Here is a 26,999-nt window from a genome sequence, read left to right as displayed (position 1 = left end):
TTAGCTTTCCTGAATTGCCTCGATGATCGCTTGATTGGCTTCTGGGAACTGGTATTGCCCCAATTCGCCGGGATTGACCCACAAAATCTCTGCACATTCAAGGGGTTTGGCCTCTCCGGCCAGGACACTGCACCAATGCACATGGAGTGAAACTTTGAATTTCGGGTAATCATATTCAATTAGCATAAGGCGATCGCCCACCTCGACCTGGAGATTAATTTCTTCTTGGATTTCCCGCGCAATACAGGCTTCTACTGTTTCCCCTGGTTCGATCTTCCCCCCAGGAAACTCCCACAGGCCCGCCATTTCCCCTTGGTCTAAACGGCGATCAATTAAAATTTTTCCCTGGCGATCGCGAATAACGGCGACACCGATCTGCTTATGGGGCAAAGGCGACATTTTTTTAACTCCGCACACAAGATAAACCCGATCATTATAGGAGATGGTTCCCGCCGCATTTGCCCAGATCAATTGAGGTTTTTGTTGAAATAAACCATTTAGAATTGTCCTTGTGCTTTGGGCACCTCTACCTTTTGTCTTTTTCTAAACTGTGACTTGGATTACAATTAAAACCACAAAAGCCCGTTGGGAAGCTGAGATGATGGGAGAAATTCTCACCGCCCACAGTATCCCCAACCGCGTTTTAGATATTGGACTGGGCATTTATTTTGGGCAAGGAAGCCAAGCTGCCCTCCAGGTGCGATCGCCTGATCAATGGACCGCCTTACTCCTGCTCAGTCCCCCAGAAGATGACCCCTAAACCCTTGTGTTTCGCCCTAACCGCCTATGTCTCTTTTTGATTGGTTTGCCGCAAATCGCCAAAATTCTGAAACCCAGCTCCAGCCCCAACAGGAGCGCGAGATTGCCGATGGCCTCTGGACGAAATGCAAATCCTGCGATGCCCTCACTTACACCAAAGACCTCCGCAACAATCAAATGGTCTGTAAAGAGTGTGGCTTCCATAACCGGGTCGGCAGTCGGGAACGGGTACGCCAATTGATTGACGAAGGCACCTGGACAGAAATTGGTCAGAATGTCGCGCCGACCGACCCCCTCAAATTCCGCGACAAAAAAGCCTATAGCGATCGCCTCAAAGATTACCAAGAAAAAACAAGCCTCACCGATGCCGTGATCACTGGCACAGGACTGATTGACGGCTTGCCTCTGGCCCTCGCTGTAATGGACTTTGGCTTTATGGGCGGCAGTATGGGATCCGTTGTCGGCGAAAAAATTTGTCGCCTCGTAGAACATGGCACCGCCGAAGGTTTACCCGTGGTGGTTGTTTGTGCTTCTGGTGGAGCAAGAATGCAAGAGGGCATGCTCAGTCTGATGCAGATGGCGAAAATCTCTGGTGCCCTCGAACGCCATCGCACCAAAAAATTACTCTACATCCCTGTTTTGACTAATCCCACCACCGGGGGCGTCACCGCTAGCTTTGCGATGTTGGGAGATTTGATTCTTGCCGAACCCAAAGCAACCATCGGTTTTGCTGGACGCCGCGTCATTGAACAAACATTGCGCGAAAAACTTCCTGACGATTTCCAGACGTCTGAATATTTACTCCAACATGGGTTTGTGGATGCGATTGTGCCCCGCACTGAATTGAAAAAAACCCTCGCCCAAATGATTAGCCTCCATCAGCCCTTTCACCCGATTCTGCCAGAGCTACAATTGGCTCCCCATGTAGAAAAAGAAAAAGTTTACGAACCCATTGCCTCTACTTCGACCAACGACTTTTACAAGTAGACAAAGTGGTAGTACTAAAGGGGTAATGAGGAATTGTAGTGATGGATGAAATTCCACAATAGTCCAATGTGATTAAATACACACTTGGAGAAGGCTAGACTGCGTCTCACAAACCGTGACATCCTTTGCCTCACAGTACAATTAAAGCGCTCAATATAACTGGTTTTACCACTCTGTTTGCTAACCACCCGATGACGCTTTGAAGGGAATACGCCACGGTAGGCTTCCCACTCATCCGTGTAGAAGACTCCACATTGCCGATATACCCCAGGCAATGACGCCCACAGTGCTTTTGCACTCTCTCGACCACGGCAACCAACGTGCAGACCAATAATTTCCCGGGTTTGAACGTCAAGGGCCAGCCAGACCCACTGTTTATTGCCTTTGTGGTCAACAAAAGACCAGAGTTCGTCACACTGCACCTTTAAAGACCCCTTTTTTTGGGGACAACCTTGGCCCTTCTTGGTACTTGTGCTGCTTTCATATTGACGTAATTTTGCAGCCATTGTTCAGAAACTTGAACAGCTCTGGCGATGCCGGCCATCGAAATACGTTCGAAAAGCAGACGGTCAATCAGAGCGCGGGTTTCAGCATCAATGAGTTTATTGGTGGGATGTTCCACGAATTGACGACCGCATTGCTTGCAGAGAAAGCGCTGTTTACCGTTGTGGATGTGCCCATTTTTGACTGTATGTTGGGATTGACAGCTGGGACATTGAGGCATGGGTCGGAGTCAATGACTTCCGTTCTACCTTAACAAAACCGTCATTACCCTTTTAGTACCACCGACAAAGTAAGTAAAAAACATTGCCGTGATTAGCATAAACAATGGCACCCTTTAGGGATTTTGTTGCTAAATGTACTGTTATTACTGGCATTCATGTTAACTTTGATTAAACATCTCTTTGCATCGACCCAAACAATGTCTTGATAGGGCGTCGCGGAGAGACATTTTTCTTTAGGTATTAATTTAGGTTGAGCGGGAGTCGGGATATGGAAAATGTCATGAATCAGACTTGGCAGAAGACAGCACTCAGCTGGGAATATCACAAGGCAGCCAATCCGCGTTTAGCAGATGTACCCATTCGCGCATTTCCGGCCAGCCTCCATGAATCCGGTGAAACACGGGTCATTCCCCTCGACCTTGCGGTGGAACTGGGGACAAAATACCCCGCCACGACTCCGAATCTTCTCGCTAACTATATTCGGATTAATGCTGGGGACCAGATTCCGGCGATCGCCGCTTCCAGTTCTGAAGTTTTTTATGTGATGCGCGGTGCCGGGCGTACCGAAACTGAATATGGCGTACTCGAATGGAAAAAAGGCGACTCCTTTACCCTGCCAATGAATGCAGGCGTTACCCACTATGCCGATGAAGATAGTGCGCTCTATTGGGTTCACGACGCACCAATGTTGGCTTATCTTGGCGTTCGGCCCACTGCCCCCCGCTTTGAACCGGCTTTCTACGCCAGCGAATATCTCAACAGCGAAATTGAACGTATCCGGGAAGAAGGCATTCGTCGCAACCTCAACCGTAACGGTGTAATTTTAGGCAACCCCGAAAGCGAAGCAACCCGCACCGCCACCCACACCATGTGGTCTTTGTATAATCTGGTGCCGCCCCATTCTTCCCAAAAGCCCCACCGTCACAATTCCATTGCCTTAGATTTAGCGGTTTCAGCGAAAGAAAATACCTACACGTTGATCGGCAAATCCCTTGATAACGATGGCAATATCATCAACCCAGTGAAAGTAATGTGGCAGCCCAATAGCGTTTTTGTAACGCCACCGAGCCTTTGGCATTCCCACCACAACGAGTCTGACGAAGATGCCTTTGTTTTTCCGGTACAGGATGCAGGGATGCAAATTTATATGCGTACCCTAGACATTCAATTCGCCAAGTAATGAAAAACACTCGTTAGTGCAGATTACTCCTTCTGTCTGAGGGAGTTTTTTATGACACATTACAATCGAAGTTAGACAATTACGCCTAAAAAAATATGGCCAGCATCTCAATTCACGATTTAGATCGGCATCTCAGCGAGCGTTTACAAGAACGTGCCCAGAAACATGGACGTACCCTCGAAGCAGAAATTATTGATATATTGCAAAAAGCTTTAGTGGCAGAGGAGTCATCACAAAATTTGGTGGAGGCGATCGCCCAACATTTCCAAGAATTCGATGAATTTGAAATTCCCTTACCCCCCCGGGAAAAAATTCGCGATGTCTTTCTCGCTTGAAGCACGGTGATTATTTTAGATACAAATGTTCTTTCTGAGCTCATGAAGCCCCAAGGCTCCCATCTGGTGAAAGCTTGGATTGCCCAAAAAAACCGTACAGAACTTTTTATGACGGCGATCACTCAAGCGGAAATTCTTTATGGTATTGCCACTTTGCCAGAGGGGCAGCGACGGGAGCAACTCACTCAAGCGGCTCGGAATATGTTCCAAATGGAGTTTCGCCATAAGATTCTCGCTTTTGATGATGAGGCCGCCATTGCTTTTGCAGACATTTCATCTGCGCGGCGAAAACAAGGAAGACCAATATCTCAGTTTGATGCTCAGATTGCGGCGATTTGTTTGATCAACCAAGGTATTATCGCGACTCGCAACATTGACGATTTTCACCATTGTGGCATCGATGTTGTTAATCCTTGGCAATCATGAAACTTTTTCAAGATTTCTTTTCCCTATTTCTTCAGGATAAATGTCCCCTCTGCGATCGCCCTGGAGAACATATCGTCTGTCGGGACTGCGATCGCCAATTACAAAAAACAAAGCTCATCAATCCTAAACGCCACTGGCAAAACGATCTGCCGCTATTCGTCTGGGGCCAGTATGACGGCAGCCTCAAACGGGCGATCGCCACAATGAAATATGACAATTGCCCTCAACTGGGACGCTGGTTCGGTACCCAATTGGGTTCACAATGGCGAAAATCCTTTCCAAACCAGCAAAAATTAACCGTTATCCCCATCCCAATGCACCCCGCAAAACAACAGCAACGGGGTTTTAACCAAGCAGAAATTATCGCCCGTCAATTTGCCCAAGTCACCGGATTGCGCTACGAAGCCCAGCTTCTCCAACGCCCAAAAGCAACCCAAGCCCTCTTTGAACTGACGGTGGCACAACGACAACGGGAACTGCAACGGGCTTTTTCCCTTAACCCTAAAGTTATATCCCAAGGATTGCGCCAGCCTATTTTGCTGATCGACGACATTTACACAACGGGGACAACGGCCACTGAAGCCCAACAAACCCTTGTGCGTGGGGGCTTAGAAGTTTGCGGCATTGCGGCGATCGCCACCCCTAAAACTGGAAAAACACCTCCCCCCGAAAGCAGTGGAGGAATTTAGCCGGAAATTTCCCTATCAACGGTAGAATATGGTTTGATTATGCAAGCCCGTAATGTTGCTAAAGCTCCATGATTTCAAGTAATGACTTTCGTACTGGTACATCCATCGAATTAGACGGTTCAGTGTGGCGCGTCGTCGAATTTCTCCACGTTAAACCCGGTAAAGGTTCCGCCTTTGTCCGGACAAAACTAAAAAACGCCCAAACAGGCAGCGTCGTTGAAAAAACGTTCCGCGCTGGTGAAACCGTTCCCCAAGCGATCCTCGACAAACGCACCATGCAACATACCTATAAAGAGGGCGAGCAGTTTGTCTTTATGGATATGGAAACCTATGAAGAAGTCCGCCTAACGGAAGCGCAAATTGGCGATCGCGTTAAATACTTGATGGAAGAAATGGAAGTTAATGTCCTCTTCTGGAACAGCCAAGTCATTGACGTTGAACTCCCGAATACCGTTGTCCTCGAAGTCACGGAGACAGATCCTGGTGTGAAAGGCGACACGGCCACAGGGGGCACCAAACCCGCCATCGTTTCCACAGGGGCCCAGGTCAATGTGCCTCTTTTTATCTCGATTGGTGAGCGCATCAAGATCGATACCCGCACCGATACCTATCTCGGTCGCGAATAAAGCCCCAAAGCTTTTTTGGAGATCCGCACTAATCCTGGCTTGGATCTCCCCCCTACCCATGCAGTTGTGAGGAATAACCTGTTCTGTGGCTATTAATTTACAAGAGATCCAAGAACTTCTATCCACCATCGGCCAAACCAATGTCACCGAGTTTGAACTCAAAACCGATGATTTTGAACTCCGTGTGAGCAAAGGTACTGTTGTGGCTGCTCCCCAGACGATGGTGATGTCCGAGGCGATCGCCCAACCAGCGACGTCCACTCCCGTTGTTTCTCAACCGACTGCAACCCCAGAAGCCCCCCAAGCGGAAACCCCGGCTCCCAGTGCAAGCATTGATGATAAGTGGGTCGCTATCACCTCCCCCATGGTGGGAACGTTTTACCGCGCGCCGGCCCCTGGTGAAGATCCCTTCGTTGCCGTCGGCGATCGCGTTGGCAATGGTCAAACCGTTTGCATCATCGAAGCGATGAAATTAATGAATGAGATTGAGGCAGAAGTCAGCGGTGAAGTTGTTAAAATTGCCGTTGAAGACGGTGAACCCATTGAATTTGGTCAGACCCTAATGTGGGTCAACCCAACCTAAGCATTCCAATAATCAATTGATACAATAGTCTTAAACTATCTATTCCTTTTTCTGAGAAAACCAATGCCTGACGACCATCAGATGCCCCCAGAAGTTCTCCAACAGGTAGCTTCGTACTTTAGTGTTCTGGGAGAACCGATGCGGTTGAGGATTTTAGGTCTTTTACAGGACGGGGAACGCTGCGTCCAGGATTTGGTTCAGGCAACGGATACAAGCCAAGCAAACGTGTCTAAACACCTCAAGGTGATGCTCCAGGCAGGAATTTTACAGCGACGGAGTGAAGGAACTTCTGCCTATTATCGGGTCAGTGATGAACTGATCTACGACCTGTGTAATTTAGTTTGTAATCGCTTGGCTGAGCGCATTGAAGAACAGGCAAAGAAGTTTCGCAATGCCTCTTTGACTTCCTAGGCGATCGCCTTTGTTGATGCTGTCCAAGGTTAACAAAAGGATTAGGTCACGAAAGTTTACAATTGTTATAACGAAGCAAGAATTTATTCCCTAGCCCACCTACAGATTGCCGATCCTATGACTTCCTATTCCACTTTTTCTGCCAGAGCCGAAATGAGTGAGCTGCGTCGCCTCAAGACGCTGTTGCCCCCTGAGTTGCAAAGTTGGGTGATGGTTGAGGGCAGCACAGAAGTCAATCCCCCTCTCATCCGCTGCGAAGAATTAGGTAAAGATGAAGTCGAAATTCAAATTGATTTGGCGAAGTGGGAAAATCTCGCCATTGACCAACGCAACCTCTTGTTTTGGCATGAAGTTGCAAAGATCCAGAACGATACAATTCCCCGGGAAGGCTGGGAAATGGCAGCCCTCGCCATTGGTCTGGGGGGTGCTGTGGGCGAGCTTTGGGTCCAGGATGGTTTGCTCTTGGTTTTAGCGATCGCCCTTTGTGGTTTTTCGGGTTACCGACTATGGCAAAAAAATAGCGGTGAAAAACGGATGACCATCGCCATTGATGCCGACGAACAGGCGATTCGCCTCGCTACTCGGTTTGGTTATACCCTGCCCAATGCCTACAAGAGTTTGGGGAGTGCCCTTAAAGCCCTGATTGAGCAAACCCCCAACCGCCGCAAACGCAAAGATTACGAAACACGGCTCCAGTTCTTACGGAAGAGTGCAGCCAAAGCCAAGGCCCAGATGGAAGACCAACAGGTACGCCGTCCGAAAATAAGCTAATTCCTGTAGTAATTAAGGGGTGGCGATCGCCGCTGGTTGTGCCTTTGCTTCGGCGATCGCCCCTTGGAGGGTTTCGATTAACTCTTGATCTAAATAGGGCTTCGTTAAGTAGCCATTTGCCCCCAACTGCTGGGCCAACTGACGGTAGCGTTTACTGCCCCGGGAAGTCAGCATCAGCACCGGAAGTTCCGCTTTCGGATGTTTTTTGCGACAGCGGCCGAGAAACTCAAAGCCGTTCATATTGGGCATTTCCACGTCACAGATGATCCCGACTACTTCAGGGTGAAGCTCCAGTTGGTTGAGGCCATCGGCACCGTCTTGGGCCTGGATGACGCGATAACCGGCCTTTTGCAGGGTGGTGGAGAGGGTTTGTCGGGTCGTTAGAGAATCATCAATGGCGAGGACAGTCGGCAAAGTTAATTTTGGCTGGCGGGTCTGGAATTGGGGATTAATGATGGTTGTGTTGTGGCTATCTTTTTGGCAGACCCGTTCAATGAGGGCAGCACTATCTAGGACAGGAACGAGACGACCATCCCCTAAAATAGTGCAACCAGAAATATACCGAGGTGAAGCGATCGCCGTCCCAAAGGGTTTGATCACCAGATCTTGTTCGAGGAGAATTTGATCGACCCGCAAACCAATCACTTCATTGGCCTGGGCCATGACCAAAACCATCTGTTGGCCCACTTGATTCCAAATATTACTAATATTGCCCTGGGCTAAAGAGCCAATTTGTTGGCGACTGGCAATGGCCGAAGCGGGATAATTAAAGCCACTCAGGAGGGCCTGGACGAGGGGCACTGTTTTCCCCTGCCAGCGGAACTGTTCTTGGTGACCGTCTTTTGTGAGATCTGCTTTTTCGGCAGCGGCGATCGCCGACAAACTATTGATAGGAACCGCAAAGACACTCTCCTGACAACGGAAAATCAACAATTTTGTAATGGTCATACTCCAGGGGAGCCGGAGGGTAAAAGTTGTCCCTTGGCCTAGCTCAGAGGTCAGGGAAATATTCCCCTTGAGGGCGCGAATTTGCAGACGTACCGCATCGAGGCCCACCCCCCGACCCGATAAATGACTGACTTTTTCTGCTGTTGAAAAACCCGGAACAAAGAGTAATTCATACAGTTGTGACCGAGATAATTCCGCCGCTTCAGTGGCACTGACTAAGCCTTTGCGCACGGCTTTGGCACGGACTTTCTCAATGTCAATGCCGCGACCATCATCCTGGATTTCAAGGTAGGTAGAGTTGCCCCGGTTGTAGGCTTTGATTGTAATCGTGCCCGCTTCTGATTTATTGTGGGCAAGGCGTTCTTCGGGGGAGTCGATGCCATGGTCAAAGGCATTACGAACTAAGTGAACCAGAGGATCATAGAGCTTCGATAAAATCGCTCGATCCACAAGGGTATCGGTTCCTTCTAGGTTCAAGCTGACGGGTTTATTACCCTTAACGGAAAGATCACGCACAGTACGCGGAAAACGGTTCAGAAGCTCCCCAATGGACAACATCCGCGCTTGGATTAGATTATTTTCTAGTTGTTTGAGGGTTTGTTGTCGTTGTTTGAGGGCTTGCTGATCCTGCTGAGCAATAAGAGTAGTGTCTTCAATGGTTTCACTGAGCTGGGCCATTTCCTCGGTCATGGCCGAAGCAAAAATGACAAATTGCGCCAACTGAGCCCGGGCCTGGGGATTTTTGACCACCAGTTCTTTGGCATATTCTTGGAATTGCGCGGTAATTTTATCGAAGCGACCATACCAGCGTTTGAGGGAATCGAGGGCATCGCTGCTTTGTTTATTCCGGAGTAGGGCGCTGTTGTCCTGGGTGACTAATTCGCCAACCAGGCTGTTGAGGTGATTGAGGCGGCCCATGTCGAGGCGCACGCTGAGGCTATTGGTGTCAATGCTTGGTAGAACGGGATTGGCAGGGGGGGCGATCGCCTTTTCTGGAACTGGAGCCTTTTCTGGAACCGGAGCTGCTGCTGCAGAATTTGGAATTAACTTGGGTTCTAACGCCTCAGTCTCAGGAGAGCTGGGGGGAGTCTCGTCCTCGGTGGAAACAATATCATTCTGGATGATCGGTTCGCTGGGTTCCGGTTCATCCATGAGCACCAAGCTTGTGAGATCCACATCGACCTCCCCTAGGGCATCATCGGCCTCTAGGATCAGTTCAGCCAGATCAATGTCACCCAGGACGGGTCGCATCTCGGCTTCTGGTCGGGCATTTTGGGTTAAAAATTGGAGGGCGGCCAGTTCATCGGCATCGAGGGAAAGACCGTTTCCTAAATCTTCGCCATTGCCGTTATTCACGAGGTCATTGACCGTCTCTAGGGGAAGAGTTTCTGGTGCCGTTGACGGGGAGGGAGTCTGGGTTTGGCTGAGTTGCTGGAGGGCGGCGCTGGGTTCTCCTCCCTGGGTGCGATCGCCAGCGAGGACAGCGGCTTGGCCTGCTTGAAAATCAGCAAGGGCGCAGCGGGCAATCTCCAGATACTGTTCAGCATTGGCTGCGAGGGCCGCTTGGGCCACCTGGGCGATCGCCGCAAAGCCTTCGAGGTTCAACATATCGCCTAGGGTTGCCAAAACTTCCATTTGGGAAACGAGTTCCCCGTGAGGATTTTTCGTCGGCGGTTTGTTGACGTAATTTTCGAGGCGACCAAGGGCCTGGGGGACTTCTTCTTTGAAAATAAATTCAGTAATATCCCCTTCCATCTGCATTTCTGGCAGTTCTGCCGCTTCATCTAGGGCATGGCCTAACTTTTCTTCTAACTGGCTAAAGATCGGTTTTGCCCGTCCTAAAGCGTGGTCAGGGTCATATTCTCCTTGGTGAATTTGCTGATTGATGGGGTCTTGGAGGGCGTCATAGGCTTCGAGCAACAGGTTTTCCAGCTCCACATCGAATACAGTGTCTTCTTTATAAAGAGCCCGGATGCCGTTTTCTAGATCATGGGCGATCGCTTGGATGGCCATCAAGCCCACACAGGCAGCGCCCCCTTTAATGGAATGGGCGGCCCGCATCAAACCATGGATTGTCGGTGTTTCGTGGTCTTGGCAGAGGTTCATCAAACCCGTTTCGAGGTGCTGCAAAAGCGCCTGTGATTCCTGGACAAAGAATTCATAGGCTTGATCGTTTGTATCAACTGTTTCCTTGGCCATGATTGGATGATGATCCCCTACTCAACCGATGTGATGATAAAAAATAATGTTGCGATGCGATGTTACTCGACAGGGTGGGGAAAGGGCGATCGCCTCTCCCCGATACCCCGACAACTACTGCACCTTAAAGCGAGACACACTCTGTTGCAGTTCCCCGGCTACCCCCAGGAGCTTGGTGAACGATTCCGCCACCTTCACCGATTGGGCGGAGGTTTGATTAGAAACATTGGCCACATCCTGCATCGTTTGGTTCAGCTCATTGGAAATATCAACCTGGGTAGACGCCGAATCCGCAATTTTTTCGACGGTTTGGTTGATACTCATACTGACCTTGGCAAGATCCGTGAGGGCTTGGCGTGTCCCTTTCACTAATTTCGTCCCGATCAAGACCCGCTTCCGGCCCACATCCATGGCTTTGATTACCTCGTTGGTTTCCGCCTGGATTTCTTCGATGATCGCCTCAATCTCCTTGGTGGCGTTGGCCGATTGTTCCGCTAGGGTGCGCACTTCATTGGCGACGGCAAATCCCTGTTCTTCTTCCCCAGCGCGAGTTGCCTCCACAGAAGCATTCAGGGCGAGTAAATTGGTTTGGTTGGCCAGTTCGCGGATCAGGTTTAAGACCCGGGAGATCTTCTGGGAAGAATCCGCCAGATTTTTAACCTTGCGGGCCGTTGCTTCAACGGTTTGTTGGATCGCCACAATCCCTTGCACCGTACGGTTCATGGCCATGTCCCCTGATTGGAGGGTTTTGTTCGCCAATTGGACTTTGGCTTGGGCTTCCTGGGCGTTGCTGGCGACCTCTTGGATGGATCCAGTCATTTTAAAGAGCTTATCGAGGGCCACATTGACGCTTTCGGCTTGGCGCAGCGCTTCCGCAGACAGGTTTTGAATCAAGGATTCACTTTCTTGGGCAGTGTCTGACACAATGGTTGTCGATTCCTGTACCCGCTGTACCAGCAGTTGGAGATTTTCAAGGGTGGCGTTGAAAAAGTCAGCGACAGTGCCCATTTCCCCTTCAGTGACCCCAGCCCGCACGGTCAAATCCCCTTCAAAGGATTCTTCGATTTCTTCGAGGAAGTTTTCAATTTGCCCTTGGAGTTGCTCCCGCTGTTGACGCTGTTCTTCGGAAACGGCTTCTGCTTGGCGACGGGATGTTTCGACTTCTTCGAGGAGGAGGGCTTGGTCGAGGGCATAGCCCAACTGGATCGCCACCTGACGGAAGGACTCTACCAGGGGAGCTTCCCATTCTCTGGTACTCGAACATTGGTGCGCCCCCAAAAGACCATAAAGCTTTTGGTTAACGAGAATGGGAACCACCACGTTGGCCTTTACCTGCCATTTACCGAGTTGTTCTTCGTGACAAGCGGTGAGGCCAGCTTGGGAGACATCGGGGGTCACTTGCACCCGCCCTTGGCGATAGGGTTCAACGTAATCTTCGGGGAAACAGGGGGCATCGCCGGAGGTCATCATATCTTCGCTGAGTTTGCGCCAACCGGATTTGACGGCTTCGTATTTAATCCGGCCATCCCAGTTGTCATCAAAGCGATAAACTACGACCCGATCGCACTTCATGAGCTTGAGGGCTTCTTCGACGCCAGTCCGGAAGATCCGTTCTAGATCGAGGGATTCACGGATCCGGAAACTGATGAGGTTTACTTGGCGTGTCCGGACGAGTGCCTGTTCCTGTTCCCGGCGGAGGAGGGCCTGGTCTAGGGCATACCCCACCTGTTCTGAGAGTTGACGGAGGATATCAATTTCCACCTCACTCCAAAGACGGGTGCTGGCACATTGGTGCACAATCAACATGCCATAGAGACGTTGGTTCGCACTAATCCCGGTGGCCATATAACCCTTGACACCATAGGGAGCAAACTCATTCACATGGCAGTCAACAAAATCAGCATTAAAAATATCGGGAATCGCGACGATGTGACCCTTCTGGTAATTTTTTGAGAGCTTTTCTGTGACCCGGGGTTCATTGGTGCGTAAGCCGAGGGTTGTGGGGTAGCCCTGCTCCACTGATTCTGCGGTGATCAGCCCTTTCCAAGAGGAATCAAATTCATAGACAATTGCCCGGTCTGTGCCCAAAAGATCCTGGGCTTCTTCGACGGCGACATTGAGAATGGCCTCTACCGTCGAGGCGGCCTGGAGTCGCATCCGGGTTTCATTCAGGCGCTTGGCACGGTCTTGTTCTTCCTTGAGGAAAGCCTGCTCTAGAACATAGCCAATCTGCTGGGCAATTTGCTTTAGGGTATTGATCTCTAGGTCAGTCCATTGGCGCGGCCCAGAACATTGATGCACGATCAACATGCCATAGAGCTTTTGGTTAGCGACGATGCCAACGGCCATGTAGCCTTTAACGGCATGGGTCGCAAATTCGGTGATGTGACAGTCGATAAAGTCGGCTTCGTAGATGTTGGCATAGGCCGTCACTTTCCCCCGGATGTAGGCCTTGGCAAATTTTTCGGTGACACGGGGTTCGTTGGTTTTTAATCCCAGGATCGACTCAAAACCAGACACAACGGATTCTGCATTGATCAGGCCGCGCCAGTTTTGATCTAAGCGATAGACGATCGCTCGATCGGCGGTGAGGATGTCTCGCGCTTCTTCGACGGCGGCGCTGAGAATTTCTTGGACTTCGAGGGATTCCTGGAGACGGGCGCTCATCTCACTTAGGCGTTGGGCGCGCTCGGCAGTCATCTGCCGCTGTTCAATGAGGCTAATGCGTTCGAGGGCAAAGTTAATTTGGTTGCTAATTTGCTGGAGCAGGTTGCTATCGACTTCTTGCCAGGGGTGGGCACCTTGGCAACGGTGGACAACGATCAGGCCGAAAAGATTGCGTTCGATGGTAATGGGAGCAATCATCATCGCCCGCACCTGGGCCTGGTCGAGGGTTTCTAGTTGGGAGGCACTCAAACCGATGTCGCTGAGGCGATTTAGGACGGTGAGTTTGCCGCGCTGGGCCTGCTTGAGGTAGCGTTCATCGAGGCCACAGTCCTGGAGTGTTTTGCCCATGAGGCTTTTCCAGCGGGGATCGGCAGCTTCGGCGATCGCCATGGCTTTTTGGGGGCCATCGACCCGGAAAATGAGCACTCGGTCGGCTTGGAGGGCTTCGCGGGCATCGTCTACTGCTGTTTCGAGGATCTCTGCGGTGTCGTTAAAACTACCGAGACGGGACGACAATTCATTGAGAATTTGGGCCTGGAGGGCGGCATTTTCTTGCTGTTGGAGGGCAAAGGCTTGATCGAGGGCAGTGCTGACCTGGGTGGCGGCCTGGCGCAAAATCTCTAGTTCACTATCGGCCCAACGGCGGGGTAGTGAGCATTGGTGCACCATCAAAAAGCCCATGAGTTTTTGGCGGGCGATAATGGGGGCGATCGCACTGGCGCGAATCCCTTTCGCCTTTAGGTGATTGAGCACCGCTTCATCAAGATTGGCATCGTAGATATCCTCGATGACAGTCACCTGACCCCGGAGATAGGCGTCTTGGTGGGAGGCCTCCAGCCAGGGAAGATCGAGTTCTAGGCCCAGGATTGTCGGAAACTGCCGTTCCACAGCCTCAGCAACCACTTGACCCCCAAGGGCATTTTCACCGAGCTGATAGACCACCGTGCGATCGCCCCGGAGCGCAGTTTGCACTTCCTGAACCACCGCCGCAAAAATATCCGCTGGCGTGAGAGATTCCCGGATCCGCGCACTGATTTGGTTTAACCATTGGGCCTGTTCTGCTGCCGCCCGCTGTTGATCTAACAATTGAGCTTGGTCGAGGGCATAACCCACCTGTACCGCTAACTGCCGGAAAAATTCGATCTCCGACTCTGACCATTCCCTGGCGATCGCACATTGGTGGGCCACCAATAACCCATACAACTCTCCCCCCAAAAGCAGCGGTGCCGTTAAACTTGCCTGGACTTCCAATTGTTGCCATTGATCCAGTTGGGTATCATCTGTTGTTGTTCCGTGGCCGAGATTGTTGAACGCTTCAACCCGCCCCTGCTGAAAGAGCCGAATGGCATGGTCTGATAACCCCACTAGAGAATAGGACATTCCCAAAGCGCTGGGCCACCGCCGTTCCACGGACTCGTACATCACTTTGCCGAGCCAATCTGGGTCATCAAAGACATACACCACCACCCGGTCTACATCTAGGGCATTGCGCGCATCCGAGACCGTCGCATTGAGAATATATTCAAAACTTAAGGACTCACGAATGTGGGAAGTCATCGCATTGAGAAGCTCAGCCCGTTCCACTGCCGCCCGTTCTGTGGCTAACAGAGATTGGAGTTCTTCCGTCATCATGTCGATGTTGGAACGAAGATTACTGAGTTCACTCACAAGGGTGCCAGCCTTTGAGGTGAGGGTGGAATGCTTGCCGTTGTTGGCGTTGGTGGCCTGTACCGGCACAATGGTCACCGTTTCTTCAATGGGTCGTTCTTTGCGGTCGTGGCCGAGGGATTGGGACTGAAGACGGTTGTCTTGGGAGCTGTTGGGGCGGAAGGGAGCTTGAGTCATGGCAGTTTCAGGGAATTTCAATTTAGATAAACGCAGGGAAATGAAAAAATGAGGGGCCAAAACATTGGGCCGATTCATTATTCAGTCTGGAAAAATCAGCCTGGGGATTTGAGGTGATCTAGCAAGGCTTCGAGGTTGATGCTCAAGATGGTTTCCCCCGAAGCTGTCCGAAACTGGCCAGCCACCAAAGCTGAAACCTCAGGGGGGATTTGCCCTGGAGGACCAGGTAATAACTCCAGGCGATCGCCGCGTATGAGATGCTGCACCTCGGCGACGAGAATCCCGAATGTCTGGTGGTTGACCGTAACCCGTAAAACATGGCATTGCGATCGCCCATAATCACCAGCCAATAAAGGAGGCAAACGCAGGGCATAGGCTAAATCCACCAGCCATAGCACATCGCCGCGCCAGCCACAGACCCCCACCACCGCAGGCGGCAAATCTGGCATTTGCACAATGTGTCCCAACTCGACATTGATCGTTTCGACCAATTGAGCCGTGGGCACCATGGCCCGAAAACCATCGGCCAAAAGAATACCAATGTATTGTGTTGTGCTACTTTCCGGGGCAGAGGTCACAGGGGCCATAAACAACGCTCCAAATCAAACTTCAGTCAACAAAAGTTGCGCTAGACGGGATGGCAAATCAGGCAGCGCCAAGCTTAAGGGATCCAACGCCGTACCGCGTTTAACAATTCATTTTGGTCAATGGGTTTGGTGACATAATCATTGGCCCCTTGTTTACTGGCCCATTTTTTATCCATTTTTTCAGCTTTGCTAGAGCACATGATGACAGGAATATTTTGGGTTTTTGGATTATTTTTCACCTCACGACAAAAGCCAAAACCGCTTTGGCCCGGCAGCACCACATCCAAGACAATGCCATCGATCATTTTGTGATCCAGGATGGCCCGCGCTGCCTCTGCCGTCGTCACCTTTAGCAAGCTAAACCCGGCATTTTCTAGGCAACTTGTGATAATTTGTGCTTCTGTCGGACTATCTTCAACTAATAATAAAGTTGCCATTACAAACCTCTGAGAAAAATTCAAATTAAATAACAATTTTTGTTTGAGAGCAACCCTTAAGTAAACTTTGAAAAGTCAAATTTTATCGGGTAGAGCTAGAAACTTTTAAGGTGACATCTTCTGTTTCATTATCCTGTGCGGCAACTTCATCTAAATATTTTTCAATTAAGGCAATGGTTTTCTCTGGATCCGGTGGTTTCCCCAAAAAATCTGAAGCTCCCACGAGCTTGGCTCGATTGCGATCAATCAAGGTATCGCGGCTGGTCAAGACAATAATTGGCGTTTTTTCAAACACAGAGGTTTGCCTGAGAAACTTACACACGGTGTAACCACTAGCATTGGGCATCACGAGGTCAAGAATGATCACGTCTGGTTGACTCTCGATGAGCTTGGCAACGCCCCGCATGGGTTCACTAATGCCGATGGTGCGATAACCAGCCCCTTCGAGGATTTTCCGTAGGGTTTGGAGAATCACGGGGCTATCATCAATACAAGCAATGAGGGCATCACGCTTTTCGGGCGATCTCAGACTGCCGGAAGTGGGGCCATCAGCATCGGTAGATTCTGCAAGATGGCCTAGGGGAGGGGGTAAATCGGCAATTTTTTTCAGTTGAACAATGCGCTTTTTTAATAGGGGAATTAGGGCATTGGCAACGCTATTAACCGATTTACCAAGGCACACAGAAATGTCCCACATGGTGAATTGTCCATTGAGATACTGACCCAAACTGCCAAGGGCACTGGCATCAATACCTGCCTTTAGCACTGGGGCGAGGGTGGGACTCAAGTTGCCAAGACCAGCGGCTTGCCATTGTTGTTGGAGTTGCATCACTCGCTTGAGGTCGGGTTCGACTTCTAGGTAAGACAAGGACAAACTGAGGGCGATTTCTGTGGCATTTTTTTGGGTTTCATGGGATTCGATGGTGGCATCGGCATAGCAACCAAGATCGAAGAAGACTTCCTGGGCGATCGCCCGAATAATTGCCTTCGCTTGCATGACCGTCAGTTGTTTGGTTGTGATCCCTTGGTAAAGGAGCTGATATTCCCACATTTGCGAGCTGATCAGTTCTTGGGGATTTGGCGTCCACTGGGGGGCGAGCCGTTGGGTAATGCGGTTCCAACGACGGGTAGAGTGGATACCGGCGGTGGCATGGAGAAGACGCCCGGACAGGAGATGAATATGCCCCTGGTATTGACTATTCCCCACAATCAACTCACCCGTAGCCCGGGTTTGGCACAACTGGTTTAGTTGATCGGCGATGAAACTGAGTGTATTGCCTGCAGCAGTCATATTCTGTGTCTAGAGCATTCTCGATTTTAATATACCCATAACATCACGATCACCTAACAAAAACTTTGCAACAATACACAAATCAATTTATTGATTTAAAACCCTAGAAATCAAGCAATTAGCAGCACAATAAACCCAAACAATATTTTCTTTGCATGGGAATTTATTCGCTTTATTTTGATTTTTATTGCCGCACAAGTATTGAGGCGGTTCTTAATTCCGCTGTTGCTTTCTACGTATAAACACTGAAGCTTGTTTTAACTTTTGTGAAGTTCAAGAACATGTTGACTGTGGGACGTTTGAAAGTAATTCTTAAGAAAAAATTATAGAGATTTCTCCTAGACAATTTTGTGAAGATTTGATGTAGCTTTTACTGTTCTAGGCGAGAAAAAGACGCCGTTAACGATGATTTGGGTTGACAAAGGGCAGTAGCGATCGCCAACAATGACATAGATTTCTAGCCCTCTCCAGTTGAGACCATGACGGATATTGCGACGTTAATTGCCCAGGTAAAGACAGAGGCAGAGCGGGAACCATTTCCCATTGATGTGCCTGTGTACCAAGCAGCACGCCTTAATCCCACGGAGCCAGTGCTCTATGCGGGGAATCTCAAGGCATCCCTGTGTTTTTTTGGGCGGGATTTGGGACGGGATGAGGTGCACGCCCGCCAACCCCTCTATGGTGCTGCGGGAACCCTGGTACGCCAGGGATTTTATTATGCAGTTCACCACAAAAAAATCCATGACAAGGCGCAATTGGCGACGGTGTGCGATCGCATTTTGCTGACCAATACGGTGCCCTACAAACCACCGGGCAACAAGGCCTATCCGGTGTCGGTTAAGGAACGATTTCGCCCTTTTGTGGAGCGGCTGTTGGTGTTGCACTGGCAGGGCAACCAAATCATCACCCTGGGTACGGAAGCCTTTAAGTGGTTTGACCCCTACGGACGACGGGGAGAGGTAAACGGGTTCTTCCGGCGGGGCGATCGCTTTGAGACATCCTTGCAAGTGACCCTCCGGGCGGTGGACGATCTGGGAATGGAACACCAAAAGATCGTTACTTTGTCGCCTTTGCCCCACCCATCCCCCCTAAATCAACGCTACTACGCCCAGTTTCCTCAGATGTTGCAAAATCGTCTGGGGGCGATCGCCTTTTGAGACCTCGCCGTTTCGGGCTGCACTTAGTCCTGTTCCGTGAGTCCTGCCTGATGAAAATCTTGGCCCGACCCATATTGCCACGCTTCACGCCGTCGTTTGGCCTGGTAACTATCTCCCATGGGCAGACGCTGACTGAGCGCATAGCTTGAAGTGTAGAGACCCAGGGCAAGGTAATGGCGCAACCAATCGGCCAACGCGCCCACCCCCAAATGGGGCAACAGGGGCAACACCGTTTTAAAGTTCACCCTGGGTAATGTCTTCGTTAGGCCTTGGAACTGCACCACATCCTGCAAAAATGGATTGAGGGTATCTTCCCCTAACTGGGCCATCACCCCAAAGACCGCATTTAACAGGTCATTAATCTGGTTTGGTGGACAGCTTTGGTTGACCCCCACGCTCATCGCTTTTTGGAACAGCCAGGTGACCGAAAGATTCGGTTGGTAGGGTTGTAGCTGGGCGAGGGATTGGCGATCGCAACAGTCCTGGGTCAGGGCATCATCTAAACCGTTGGTGAGTCGCTCCAGATGCCTCAACATTGCCCCAAAGCCACCAAAACTAACGGGGGATTGGCCGCCACTACTGTCGCCAATGGGCAAAATGCGGTCCCAAGGATAATGCAGAGGACTACGACGATAGCTTGGGAAAAAACCAAACAAAAACCGTTGAAAATCTAAGGCGGCTAAATCCACCTGTTGATAGTCAGGCAGTAATTTTAGATATTCCTCCAGGAGAAAAGCTAGGTCAAACCGTTGGGGATGGGCATCGAGATAGGTAAATAGATAAGTAGTGCGGCCATCGTGGGCGGGAAAGGCTTCCCAAAAGTATTGACATTGGTTGCGAATCGGCGTGAATGAATAGATTAAATCTCCCTTACTATTCGCTGCAAACCCCTGGGCGCAGCTTCCCACCACTAGACAGACACCGTCGGGCTTTTGGCCTTGGCGCACCTGTTGGGCAATGGGAGAAAAATGCCCCATACCATCCAAAATTAAGCGGGTGTGGAACGTGAATTTTTCAGTCCTGGCGATCGCCCCCTGCGGCGAAACCGTAATCCCTGTGCAAGGGTGATTCTCAAAAATCTTGCCGCCCCAGGTGAGGAATTTTTCCTTCAAAACCGCCAGTAATCGCCGGGGACTCACACCAATATTTAAAATATCTTTCACCCAGAGGGGATCTCCCCCATGGAATTGGATACGCAGGGGATTGAATTCCGTGGCGATGACTTCGCGCAGTTCGGTCTCACTGAGCAGTTCTAAATCCAGAAGCGTCTGCAACTCACTCCGGGAAATATTCCATTCCTGAACGCGCCCTTGCAATGGCCCCCGCTCCAAGATAATCACCCGCCATCCCCGCCGTTGCAGGGCCGCCGCGAGGAGCAAGCCTAAAGTGCCCCCGCAGACGAGCACATCACAATCATAGTCAGGGCAGTCTTCCGTACCAATTTCCACCATCGCCGGAGCGCCAATCTTACCCTGTCGCCAATTTTGCCACCGTTGATCAGCGGCCCGTAGCCCATTGAGGGGATCCCCTGGCATTGCGCCCAAAATTGTTTCTACCTGACCCATGGCGATCGCCTCTCATTTTTCTGCACACTGTGGCTCTTTTTTATCATTTTCCCTGGGAGTGATGGTTATAAATACTTAAAAAATCTTGAATTTCCGGGATTGCCTTGACTTCATAAAACTTAATCAATAGAATCAGCGTAACTTAACACCGCCAAAATATTCAGGCTTAATCATTTGGTGCGTTGAGTGCTGTTTTAATTCATTTTTAATATTCAGGAGCTTGCCCGTGCTAGGAAAAATTTTAGGAAAAAAGAAAGATAACTTTTTCATGGAATTACCTTCCCAAGGTAACGACACAATCGCCGAAGCGTCCGTTGCGCCCGAAGTGCGGGTACAGGAAACACCTCAGGTAGAAGCCCCTACTACTGAAGCTTCCCAAGAGGCCCCCGCTCCCGTAGCCAGTGTCCCGGCCCCCAATGTTAATGACCCCACCGATGTGATTGTTGCCGCCATTCAAGCTGCAAGCCGAGAAGCCGTCCTCGCACAGACAGTAGAAGTTGGAGCCTTTGCAGAAAACTATCTCCTCAAACCCGGCAACCGTTCCAATCGTCGCCGCCCAGGGGCAAACATGGCTGCTTTTAAAGCGATGGCCCAAAACATCAAATTCTAGAAAGAGGCTTGAGCCAACAGAATTTCTGTCAGGGACAACGACATCCATTCATGATTTAGGGTTGAAAAAGGGAAGTGATCACTTCCCTTTTTTTGTGACAAATTTATTAATGTGGCGACGGTCAAAAAATAAATCTTTGACACTGGGGCCATGGGGAATCTGTGCTGCATGGAATCGGTACCAAAATTTTTTTCGCTGACCGTTTGGGGCAGATCCAAAATCTGTGGTAATTAAAAAGCGACAAAAGCCATTGCGATAGGGTCATCCTCTCTATAATGATCGCAACACTTGCAAACTGTTGCCACCATGAGCCAAAACCTTCCCCCTTCTTCCGAAAACTCAGTGCAAGTTCCACCATCCCGTCGGCGTCAACGTCTCATTACAGGAGCGGCTGTGGGCCTTGTGTTAGCCGTGGGAGCGGGCCTAGGCTATGGGCGTTACTACATCTACCAGCGCCTATCGCCACAAATTGAGCAGCAGCTTAATAAGCAAATTGATCGCCCCATTAACCTGGGGTCAGTGCAAGGATTTTCCTTGGGGGGATTACGGTTTGGCCCGTCTGAACTGCCACCAACGGCGGATTCCAATGATCAGCTTCTGGTTGAGGCGATCGCCGTTGATTTTAACCTGTGGACGTTGCTTACCCGACGGCGCTTAGACTTAAACCTCACCCTGATTAATCCCCAGGTGACCGTTGAGCAAAACCAAGCCCGCAGATGGCTAGATTTGAACATTGCTCCCGATGACCCAGACACCGAAGGTCTCGAAGTCAATATCAATAACATCCGCCTCCGCCGGGGTCAACTGACGTTAATTGCCCGCCAACGTTCCGGCACCCTGAGTCCCCCTGTGCAGTTGGCGATCACCTCCGGGAAAGGCCGCCTCACGAACCAAAACAAAGTGATCAATTTTGATGTCCAGGGGAAGTTGGCATCGGGGGGAGACTTAAACATCGAAGGAATCCTCGATTTTGACCAAGAAACCAGCAATCTCAGGATTCGCGCCCAGAAATTAGACCCTGTCGCCATTTCTAACCTGGTGGTTCCCCCTGTTACCTTTTCCGGTGGTGTAGTAGATGGTGCCATCGAGTTATTCCTAGAAGAAGGCGACCTCAGCGATTGGAATGGGGAGTTAATGGCCGAGGGTTCGACCCTAATCGTTCCGGCCCTTGCCAAACCCGTAGAAGATTTTTCCGGCAAAATTGGCTTTCAAAACCAAGAACTTCAATTCCAACAGACGACAGGCCGCCTGGGGACGCTTCCATTTAATGGCGATCTCAATATCAATTTTGAAACGGGTTTTACGGGGCAAATTGAGACTGCCCCCACAGAAATTGCCCAAATCCTGGACACCTTTGAATTAGAATCCCCGGCCTTTCCGGTAGAGGGTCAATTGGCAACGACGGTGACCTTTGGGGGGCCACTGGAACAAATTCAATTGGCCGTTGCGGCAACGAATGCCAGCCAATTAAAAGTTGATCGCCTGACCCTGGAGCGTTTTCAGGGCGATCTGACCATTACGGGTAATCGTTTTCTGGTTGAGCAGTTCACCGCCCAACCTACCTTGGGAGGCAATATCACCGGCCAAGGGGTAATTCAATTGGCCGATGAAAATACATATTCGCCTGGGGCGATCGCCATTGCAGCCCAGGGGGATCAACTACCGACGAATGCCCTGGCCCAACTCTACGAACTCAATTTACCCGTCACTGCCGGGCCGGGCCGCACGGATGTGGTGTTTGAAGCGCCCCTGAACCAAGTCTCAGAATTTGTCGTCTCAGGTACCGCTGTGGTGCCCGTGGCTGGGGGCCTGGTGACGATGCCCAACCTGCGCATTACCCAAACCCAATTCCAAACCCCTGCCCGCGCCCAGGGACTGCGTCTCGCCCAGCTTACGGAACAGGAACTGCCCTCCTTTCTCCAGCGCAGTATCGTCAATGGTGATTTCCAAGTTGCGGGCACCTTTGGCCAGTCAGAACCCCAGGCACAAGCGGGTTCCCTCGACATTACTGGTCAGGCCCGCACCAGTTTTGCCAATGGTCAGGCGATCGCCCGCAATATTCGCGTTGGGGATGGTCGGTGGCGCGCTGACCTGGCTTTAAATAACCTCGATCTTAAAGAAATTTTACCCGCTGTTCCTCGTACCCTAGTGGCGGACTACTCCGGCCAGTTCCAGACTGGGGGAACCTTAGCTGAGGTGAACTTAAATACCGTCGAAGCAACGGGTTCCGGACGCCTCACGGTGGGCAATGGCGAGATTCGCACCGAGGGCGTCACCGTCGCTGGGGGGGAATGGTACAGTCGCACCGCCCTAAATAATGTAGATTTAGTGAGCTTTGCCCCCCAATTGGCCAATGTGGCAAATACAGTCCCCAGCCAGGGTCAGTTTGAAGTGCGGGGTAATTTAGAAGATCTCTCAGTAGAGGGGATGTTGGCCCAGGGTTCCCTGAGCGCCAGACTAGCAGGCGGTGTCATTGACGGCGGATTGTTAACGCTCCAGAATGGCCAACTCCAAGGGGATTTTACCGCTCAAAATTTGGCTCTGAATCGCCTCAATAGTAGCCTGGAGGGAATTGGCAGTGGCGCTGTGCAATTAACGGCGGATGTGACCGAGCCAGACCTGAAGAATGTGCGGGCCGAAGGGGATCTGCGCCTCAGTGAAGGAGTCGCCCTGATTAATTCTCCGTTAACCAGTCAATGGGCTTGGAATGGGCAGCAACTGCAAATCCAAAGGGCGATCGCCGAAAATTTCCGGGCCGATGGGGTCTTAACCATTGATAGCGATCGCCTCGGTCGCGATGCAAGCCAAGCAATTACACAATTGGCCCTCAACCTAGAAGCCCAAAATCTCGATCTCCAGCAACTGCCTTTACCGGAGGTGGCCCAGGCCCTCGATGTTGTAGGTCAAGGGGATTTTCGGGGCACGATCCAAGGGACGCTCCAGCAGCCCCAGATCAATGGTCAAGTCGCTCTCAATAATGTACAGTTAGCCGAATTAACCCTCGACCCCACCCTCCAGGGCACCATTCAAACCCGCAGCGATCGCCGCACCATTATCGCTATCGAAGGGGAAGAAGACCAGATTTTTGCCCGTCTGAATTCCCGTCTCCGCCCAGAACAGGCCGAACTCAAGCTCGATGGCTCGACCCTAGACCTCGCCCTGGAGTACAACCAAGCGGGCCTCGAACCGACCCGACTCCAACTGAGTAGTGGCAACCTCCCCGTTACCTTGATTCAACAGGTGGCCCAGGGACAACCCGCTTTGCAACGGCTTGATTTTCCCCTAGAAACGATGGTCTTGGGGGGACGACTCTCCAGTGAACTGCGGGCGGATCTCCAGGCGAATTCGGTGTCCGGTCAGGTGGCGATCGCCCAACCGATGCTGGGTTATCTTGAAGGCGATCGCCTCAGTGGAAACTTTTACTTTGCCAACGATACCCTCAGGCTCCAGGATTTCCAATGGGCGCAAAACGGTGGCCTCTACAGCGTCGATAGCACCATTGCCCTAGCCAACGAAAACCGTCCTAACCCAACTATTCAAACCACGGGCACCATCGAACAAGGCCGGATTGAAGATGTTTTAGCGGCCCTGCAAATTTTCGATTACGGTGATTTCCAAAATCTCGGTAGTTTGTCCCTACCGGATTATTTTGGCCGTTCCAGTCGCTTCGATCAGAGCGCCGATCTCTATGCCAACCGTCCCCAGGATCCGCCCCCCATTACCACTGAAATTGAGTCTGTGGCCGTGCCAGCCCAACCCACCCTGGAATTAGCCGATGCCACGCCCCCTGAACGGGAAAAATATCGTTGTGATACCCTCCTCAACGGCATGGCTGAAGCGACTCCGCCGGAAAATAATGGCGAAAATCCGGCCCTCTACAGCCGTGGCGATCGCCAACAATCCTTTGCCGAAAGAATCGCTCTCCTCAGTTGCGTCCAAAGCCAACTCAATTTAGATGTCGCCGAGAGTAAACCACTCCTGCCCGCAGAATTAGCAGACCTACGGGGGGAATTTAGCGGCGATTTGAGCCTTGCCTACAATGCAGATACTGGCCTCCAGGCAGACTTTGATCTCACTGGCGGATACCGCGAAGTGGCTGTATTTGGCGAATCACAAATTGTCGGTTCCCCTTGGCAGTGGGGCGAAATCACGATGCCCCAAATTATTGCGCGGGGTGTGCTGCGGGATCGGGTCTTAACGTTGCGGCCCGTGGGCATTCGTCTCTCGGAACAAGATGGCGGGGGACGCCTAAGCTTTATTGGTAGCTTTGGGGGCGATACCCAAACGGGACAATTGCGCCTCACCGAAGTCCCTGTAGCCTTTTTAGAAAAGTTTGTTGATTTACCTGAGGCGGTGGCGATCGACGGTTTTATTAACGCCAATGCTGCCCTTGCGGGAACTCCTGATGATCCCTCGGCCCGGGGCGAAATGACCATGGCTAACGCCAGTATTAATGACACGCCGATCAATAGCGTCAAGGGGAACTTCACCTATGATGATGCCCGCCTCGATTTCATCGTTGATAGTGAACTGGTGGCCGAGGCTGACCCCCTCCAAATTACAGGCAGTATTCCTTACCAACTCCCCAATGCGACGGTTGTCCCGGAGAGTAACGCGCTCAATCTCACATTTAACCTTGAGAATGAGGGATTTGCCCTCTTAAATATTTTGACGCGGGGTCAAGTGGCTTGGCTGGGGGGTGAAGGGGAAGTGGATCTGTCCATTGACGGAGAAATTGATCCCGATACGGGGCGGCCAGTGGATCTGGTGGCGGATGGTCAGGTGGCGATCGCCCAGGCAGAGATCCAAGCCCAGGTACTGCCTGATGCCCCCTTGACCAATGTCCATGGGCAAATTGACTTTAATCTAGATACCCTGACCGTCCAAGAACTCACCGGTGATTTTAGTGGTGGCCAGGTGGCGATCTCTGGGCAACTGCCCCTCGCCAGGGCGACGACCGAGAGCCAAACCCTCGATGTGCGCCTAGAAGATCTCAACTTTGTGCTGCCTGATCTCTACCAAGGGGGCGTTGCGGGCAATCTGATCATTGCTGGTACAAGCCTAGAGCCGACCATTGGGGGCGATTTAACCCTCCGAGAAGGGCGTATTTCGCTGGCAGGGAACCAAGAAAATGGCAATGGTAATGGCAACTCAGCCGCAGCCACAGACCAACAAACCACGGCCGGGAATAAACAGCTTGACCCAGGGACATCCCCAACACCGAAACGCGTTTCCAATGTCGATCTGCGGGCGATCACAGAGTTTAAAGACCTGAAAATCACCCTTGGCGATCGCGTGCAAATTACCCGGCAACCGATTCTGAACTTCCTCGCAACGGGGGATTTAACCCTCAATGGCACCCTCAATGATCTGCGTCCTGCCGGGGTGATTCAGTTAGATCGGGGTCAGGTCAATCTCTTTGCTGCCCAACTGCGGCTTGCGGGCAATCGTAATACCGCGACCTTTACCCCCAACTTTGGCCTCGATCCAGAGCTTGACATCACCCTAGAGACTTCTCTATTGGAAAATTCCCGGTCATTTCTTGCCACTACCGATCCCCTTTCTGCTGAAATTCGTGACAATAGCGTCTTTGGCCCCAGCCAGATCGGCACCGTCGAAACCATCCGTATCCAAGCCAATGTGCGGGGACGGGCGAGCAATTTAGATGAAAATATTGAATTGACCAGTAGTCCGCCCCGTAGTGAAACGGAGTTGATTTCTCTTTTGGGGGGATCTTTCTTAGAAAACTTCACCGGGGGCAGCACCAACGAAACCCTAGCTTTGGCTAACTTAGCTGGTTCTGCCCTTTTGAGTAATATCCAAGATGTCATTGGCAATGCCCTTGGTTTGAGTGAACTACGCCTCTTCCCCACGGTGATTACAGAAGATGAAGATGAGAGCAGTTCAACCTTGGGACTGGGGGCAGAACTCAGTGCCAATATCAGCCCAGATTTGTCCCTGTCAGTGCTGCAAATTCTGAATAGTAGCCAGCCCGCTCAGTTTGGTCTCCGGTATCGGGTCAACGATGAGATTTTTGTCCGAGGCTCAACGGATCTCAACAACGATAATCGTTTTTCTGTCGAATATGACCTGCGATTTTAGACACAAAAGCAGAAAATTTAACAATCTCTCCTGAGAAACGTTAACATTATTTAATAACCAACCTGAAACACAGGATAAGACGCTCTTTTAAGAATCGCA

Annotated in this window: 22 protein-coding genes; 13 read left to right on the top strand and 9 right to left on the bottom strand. The window is 51.0% G+C overall.

The window, feature by feature from the left end; genetic code table 11:
* Positions 1-399 carry an 8-oxo-dGTP diphosphatase MutT gene (mutT, locus tag AWQ22_RS00310; protein ID WP_065711581.1) on the bottom strand — a complete coding sequence of 133 codons (399 nt, stop codon included), beginning with the start codon at positions 397-399 and terminating at the stop codon, positions 1-3.
* A gap of 151 nt (positions 400-550) precedes the next feature.
* On the opposite strand from mutT, the gene AWQ22_RS00305 reads away from it, so the two are divergent.
* Both AWQ22_RS00305 and accD read left to right on the top strand, forming a co-directional pair.
* The gene (locus tag AWQ22_RS00305) at positions 551-760 is read left to right on the top strand and encodes a hypothetical protein (RefSeq protein WP_012305700.1); all 210 of its coding nucleotides are present in this window, start codon (positions 551-553) and stop codon (positions 758-760) included.
* A 26-nt stretch (positions 761-786) separates the two neighbouring features.
* A complete protein-coding gene (gene accD / locus AWQ22_RS00300; RefSeq protein WP_062431589.1) occupies positions 787-1,746 on the top strand; it encodes an acetyl-CoA carboxylase, carboxyltransferase subunit beta in 960 nt (319 codons plus the stop codon).
* 14 nt (positions 1,747-1,760) lie between these two features.
* Here the strand turns inward: accD and AWQ22_RS16520 are convergent.
* Positions 1,761-2,470 (bottom strand): IS1 family transposase gene (locus tag AWQ22_RS16520; RefSeq protein ID WP_397428282.1). Its coding sequence is split into 2 segments (ribosomal slippage): positions 1,761-2,185 and positions 2,185-2,470, totalling 711 coding nucleotides; the frame shifts between segments, so codons are not numbered across the junction.
* 281 nt (positions 2,471-2,751) lie between these two features.
* Here AWQ22_RS16520 and AWQ22_RS00290 point away from each other — a divergent pair.
* From AWQ22_RS00290 to AWQ22_RS00255, 8 genes are all read left to right on the top strand, one after another.
* Positions 2,752-3,651, top strand: a complete 900-nt coding sequence (locus AWQ22_RS00290) for a hypothetical protein (protein ID WP_232321410.1) — start codon at positions 2,752-2,754, stop codon at positions 3,649-3,651.
* Between the two features lie 95 nt (positions 3,652-3,746).
* Positions 3,747-3,986 carry a FitA-like ribbon-helix-helix domain-containing protein gene (locus AWQ22_RS00285; RefSeq protein WP_012305697.1) on the top strand — a complete coding sequence of 80 codons (240 nt, stop codon included), beginning with the start codon at positions 3,747-3,749 and terminating at the stop codon, positions 3,984-3,986.
* Between the two features lie 6 nt (positions 3,987-3,992).
* Positions 3,993-4,412, top strand: coding sequence for a type II toxin-antitoxin system VapC family toxin (locus AWQ22_RS00280; RefSeq protein ID WP_065709827.1), 420 nt, complete (start codon positions 3,993-3,995; stop codon positions 4,410-4,412).
* Entirely contained in the window at positions 4,409-5,101 is a 693-nt protein-coding gene (locus AWQ22_RS00275; protein WP_065709826.1) for a ComF family protein, read from the top strand. Before AWQ22_RS00280 ends, AWQ22_RS00275 begins: the two co-directional genes overlap by 4 nt.
* Before the next feature lie 68 nt (positions 5,102-5,169).
* On the top strand, positions 5,170-5,727 hold the full coding sequence (gene efp / locus AWQ22_RS00270; RefSeq protein ID WP_012305694.1) for an elongation factor P: 558 nt from the start codon (positions 5,170-5,172) through the stop codon (positions 5,725-5,727).
* Between the two features lie 85 nt (positions 5,728-5,812).
* Positions 5,813-6,310, top strand: coding sequence for an acetyl-CoA carboxylase biotin carboxyl carrier protein (gene accB / locus AWQ22_RS00265; RefSeq protein WP_065709825.1), 498 nt, complete (start codon positions 5,813-5,815; stop codon positions 6,308-6,310).
* Positions 6,311-6,373: 63 nt separating this feature from the next.
* Positions 6,374-6,721 (top strand): helix-turn-helix transcriptional regulator, encoded by a 348-nt coding sequence (locus AWQ22_RS00260; RefSeq protein ID WP_012305692.1) that lies wholly within the window; start codon positions 6,374-6,376, stop codon positions 6,719-6,721.
* Positions 6,722-6,838: 117 nt separating this feature from the next.
* Positions 6,839-7,492, top strand: coding sequence for a DUF3318 domain-containing protein (locus AWQ22_RS00255; protein WP_065709824.1), 654 nt, complete (start codon positions 6,839-6,841; stop codon positions 7,490-7,492).
* A gap of 12 nt (positions 7,493-7,504) precedes the next feature.
* On the opposite strand, the gene AWQ22_RS00250 is transcribed toward AWQ22_RS00255, so the two are convergent.
* From AWQ22_RS00250 to AWQ22_RS00230, 5 genes are all read right to left on the bottom strand, one after another.
* Positions 7,505-10,639, bottom strand: coding sequence for a hybrid sensor histidine kinase/response regulator (locus tag AWQ22_RS00250; RefSeq protein ID WP_065709823.1), 3,135 nt, complete (start codon positions 10,637-10,639; stop codon positions 7,505-7,507).
* Between the two features lie 114 nt (positions 10,640-10,753).
* Positions 10,754-15,151: a GAF domain-containing protein gene (locus AWQ22_RS00245; protein ID WP_232321408.1), complete on the bottom strand. Its 4,398-nt coding sequence runs from the start codon at positions 15,149-15,151 to the stop codon at positions 10,754-10,756.
* A gap of 95 nt (positions 15,152-15,246) precedes the next feature.
* The gene (locus AWQ22_RS00240) at positions 15,247-15,738 is read right to left on the bottom strand and encodes a chemotaxis protein CheW (RefSeq protein WP_030006792.1); all 492 of its coding nucleotides are present in this window, start codon (positions 15,736-15,738) and stop codon (positions 15,247-15,249) included.
* Positions 15,739-15,812: 74 nt separating this feature from the next.
* Entirely contained in the window at positions 15,813-16,175 is a 363-nt protein-coding gene (locus AWQ22_RS00235; protein WP_030006793.1) for a response regulator transcription factor, read from the bottom strand.
* A gap of 82 nt (positions 16,176-16,257) precedes the next feature.
* Positions 16,258-17,466 carry a response regulator gene (locus tag AWQ22_RS00230; protein WP_065709821.1) on the bottom strand — a complete coding sequence of 403 codons (1,209 nt, stop codon included), beginning with the start codon at positions 17,464-17,466 and terminating at the stop codon, positions 16,258-16,260.
* A 479-nt stretch (positions 17,467-17,945) separates the two neighbouring features.
* Here AWQ22_RS00230 and AWQ22_RS00225 point away from each other — a divergent pair, with 479 nt between their 5' ends.
* Entirely contained in the window at positions 17,946-18,623 is a 678-nt protein-coding gene (locus AWQ22_RS00225) for a uracil-DNA glycosylase family protein (protein WP_012305685.1), read from the top strand.
* 23 nt (positions 18,624-18,646) lie between these two features.
* Here AWQ22_RS00225 and AWQ22_RS00220 read toward each other — a convergent pair whose 3' ends face one another.
* Together AWQ22_RS00220 and AWQ22_RS16655 are read right to left on the bottom strand one after the other, a co-directional pair.
* The gene (locus AWQ22_RS00220; RefSeq protein WP_065709820.1) at positions 18,647-20,188 is read right to left on the bottom strand and encodes an FAD-binding oxidoreductase; all 1,542 of its coding nucleotides are present in this window, start codon (positions 20,186-20,188) and stop codon (positions 18,647-18,649) included.
* 132 nt (positions 20,189-20,320) lie between these two features.
* The gene (locus AWQ22_RS16655; protein ID WP_157094557.1) at positions 20,321-20,458 is read right to left on the bottom strand and encodes a hypothetical protein; all 138 of its coding nucleotides are present in this window, start codon (positions 20,456-20,458) and stop codon (positions 20,321-20,323) included.
* Here AWQ22_RS16655 and AWQ22_RS00215 point away from each other — a divergent pair.
* Positions 20,457-20,798: a hypothetical protein gene (locus AWQ22_RS00215; RefSeq protein WP_065709819.1), complete on the top strand. Its 342-nt coding sequence runs from the start codon at positions 20,457-20,459 to the stop codon at positions 20,796-20,798. The genes AWQ22_RS16655 and AWQ22_RS00215 overlap by 2 nt on opposite strands.
* A gap of 306 nt (positions 20,799-21,104) precedes the next feature.
* Complete coding sequence (locus tag AWQ22_RS00205; protein ID WP_065709817.1) at positions 21,105-26,900, top strand: translocation/assembly module TamB; 5,796 nt, start codon at positions 21,105-21,107, stop codon at positions 26,898-26,900.
* Positions 26,901-26,999 lie beyond the last annotated feature (99 nt).

This window comes from Picosynechococcus sp. PCC 7117 (genome assembly GCF_001693275.1).
In the GTDB taxonomy this organism is placed as follows: domain Bacteria; phylum Cyanobacteriota; class Cyanobacteriia; order Cyanobacteriales; family MRBY01; genus MRBY01.
This window is presented reverse-complemented; position numbering and strand designations above follow the sequence as displayed.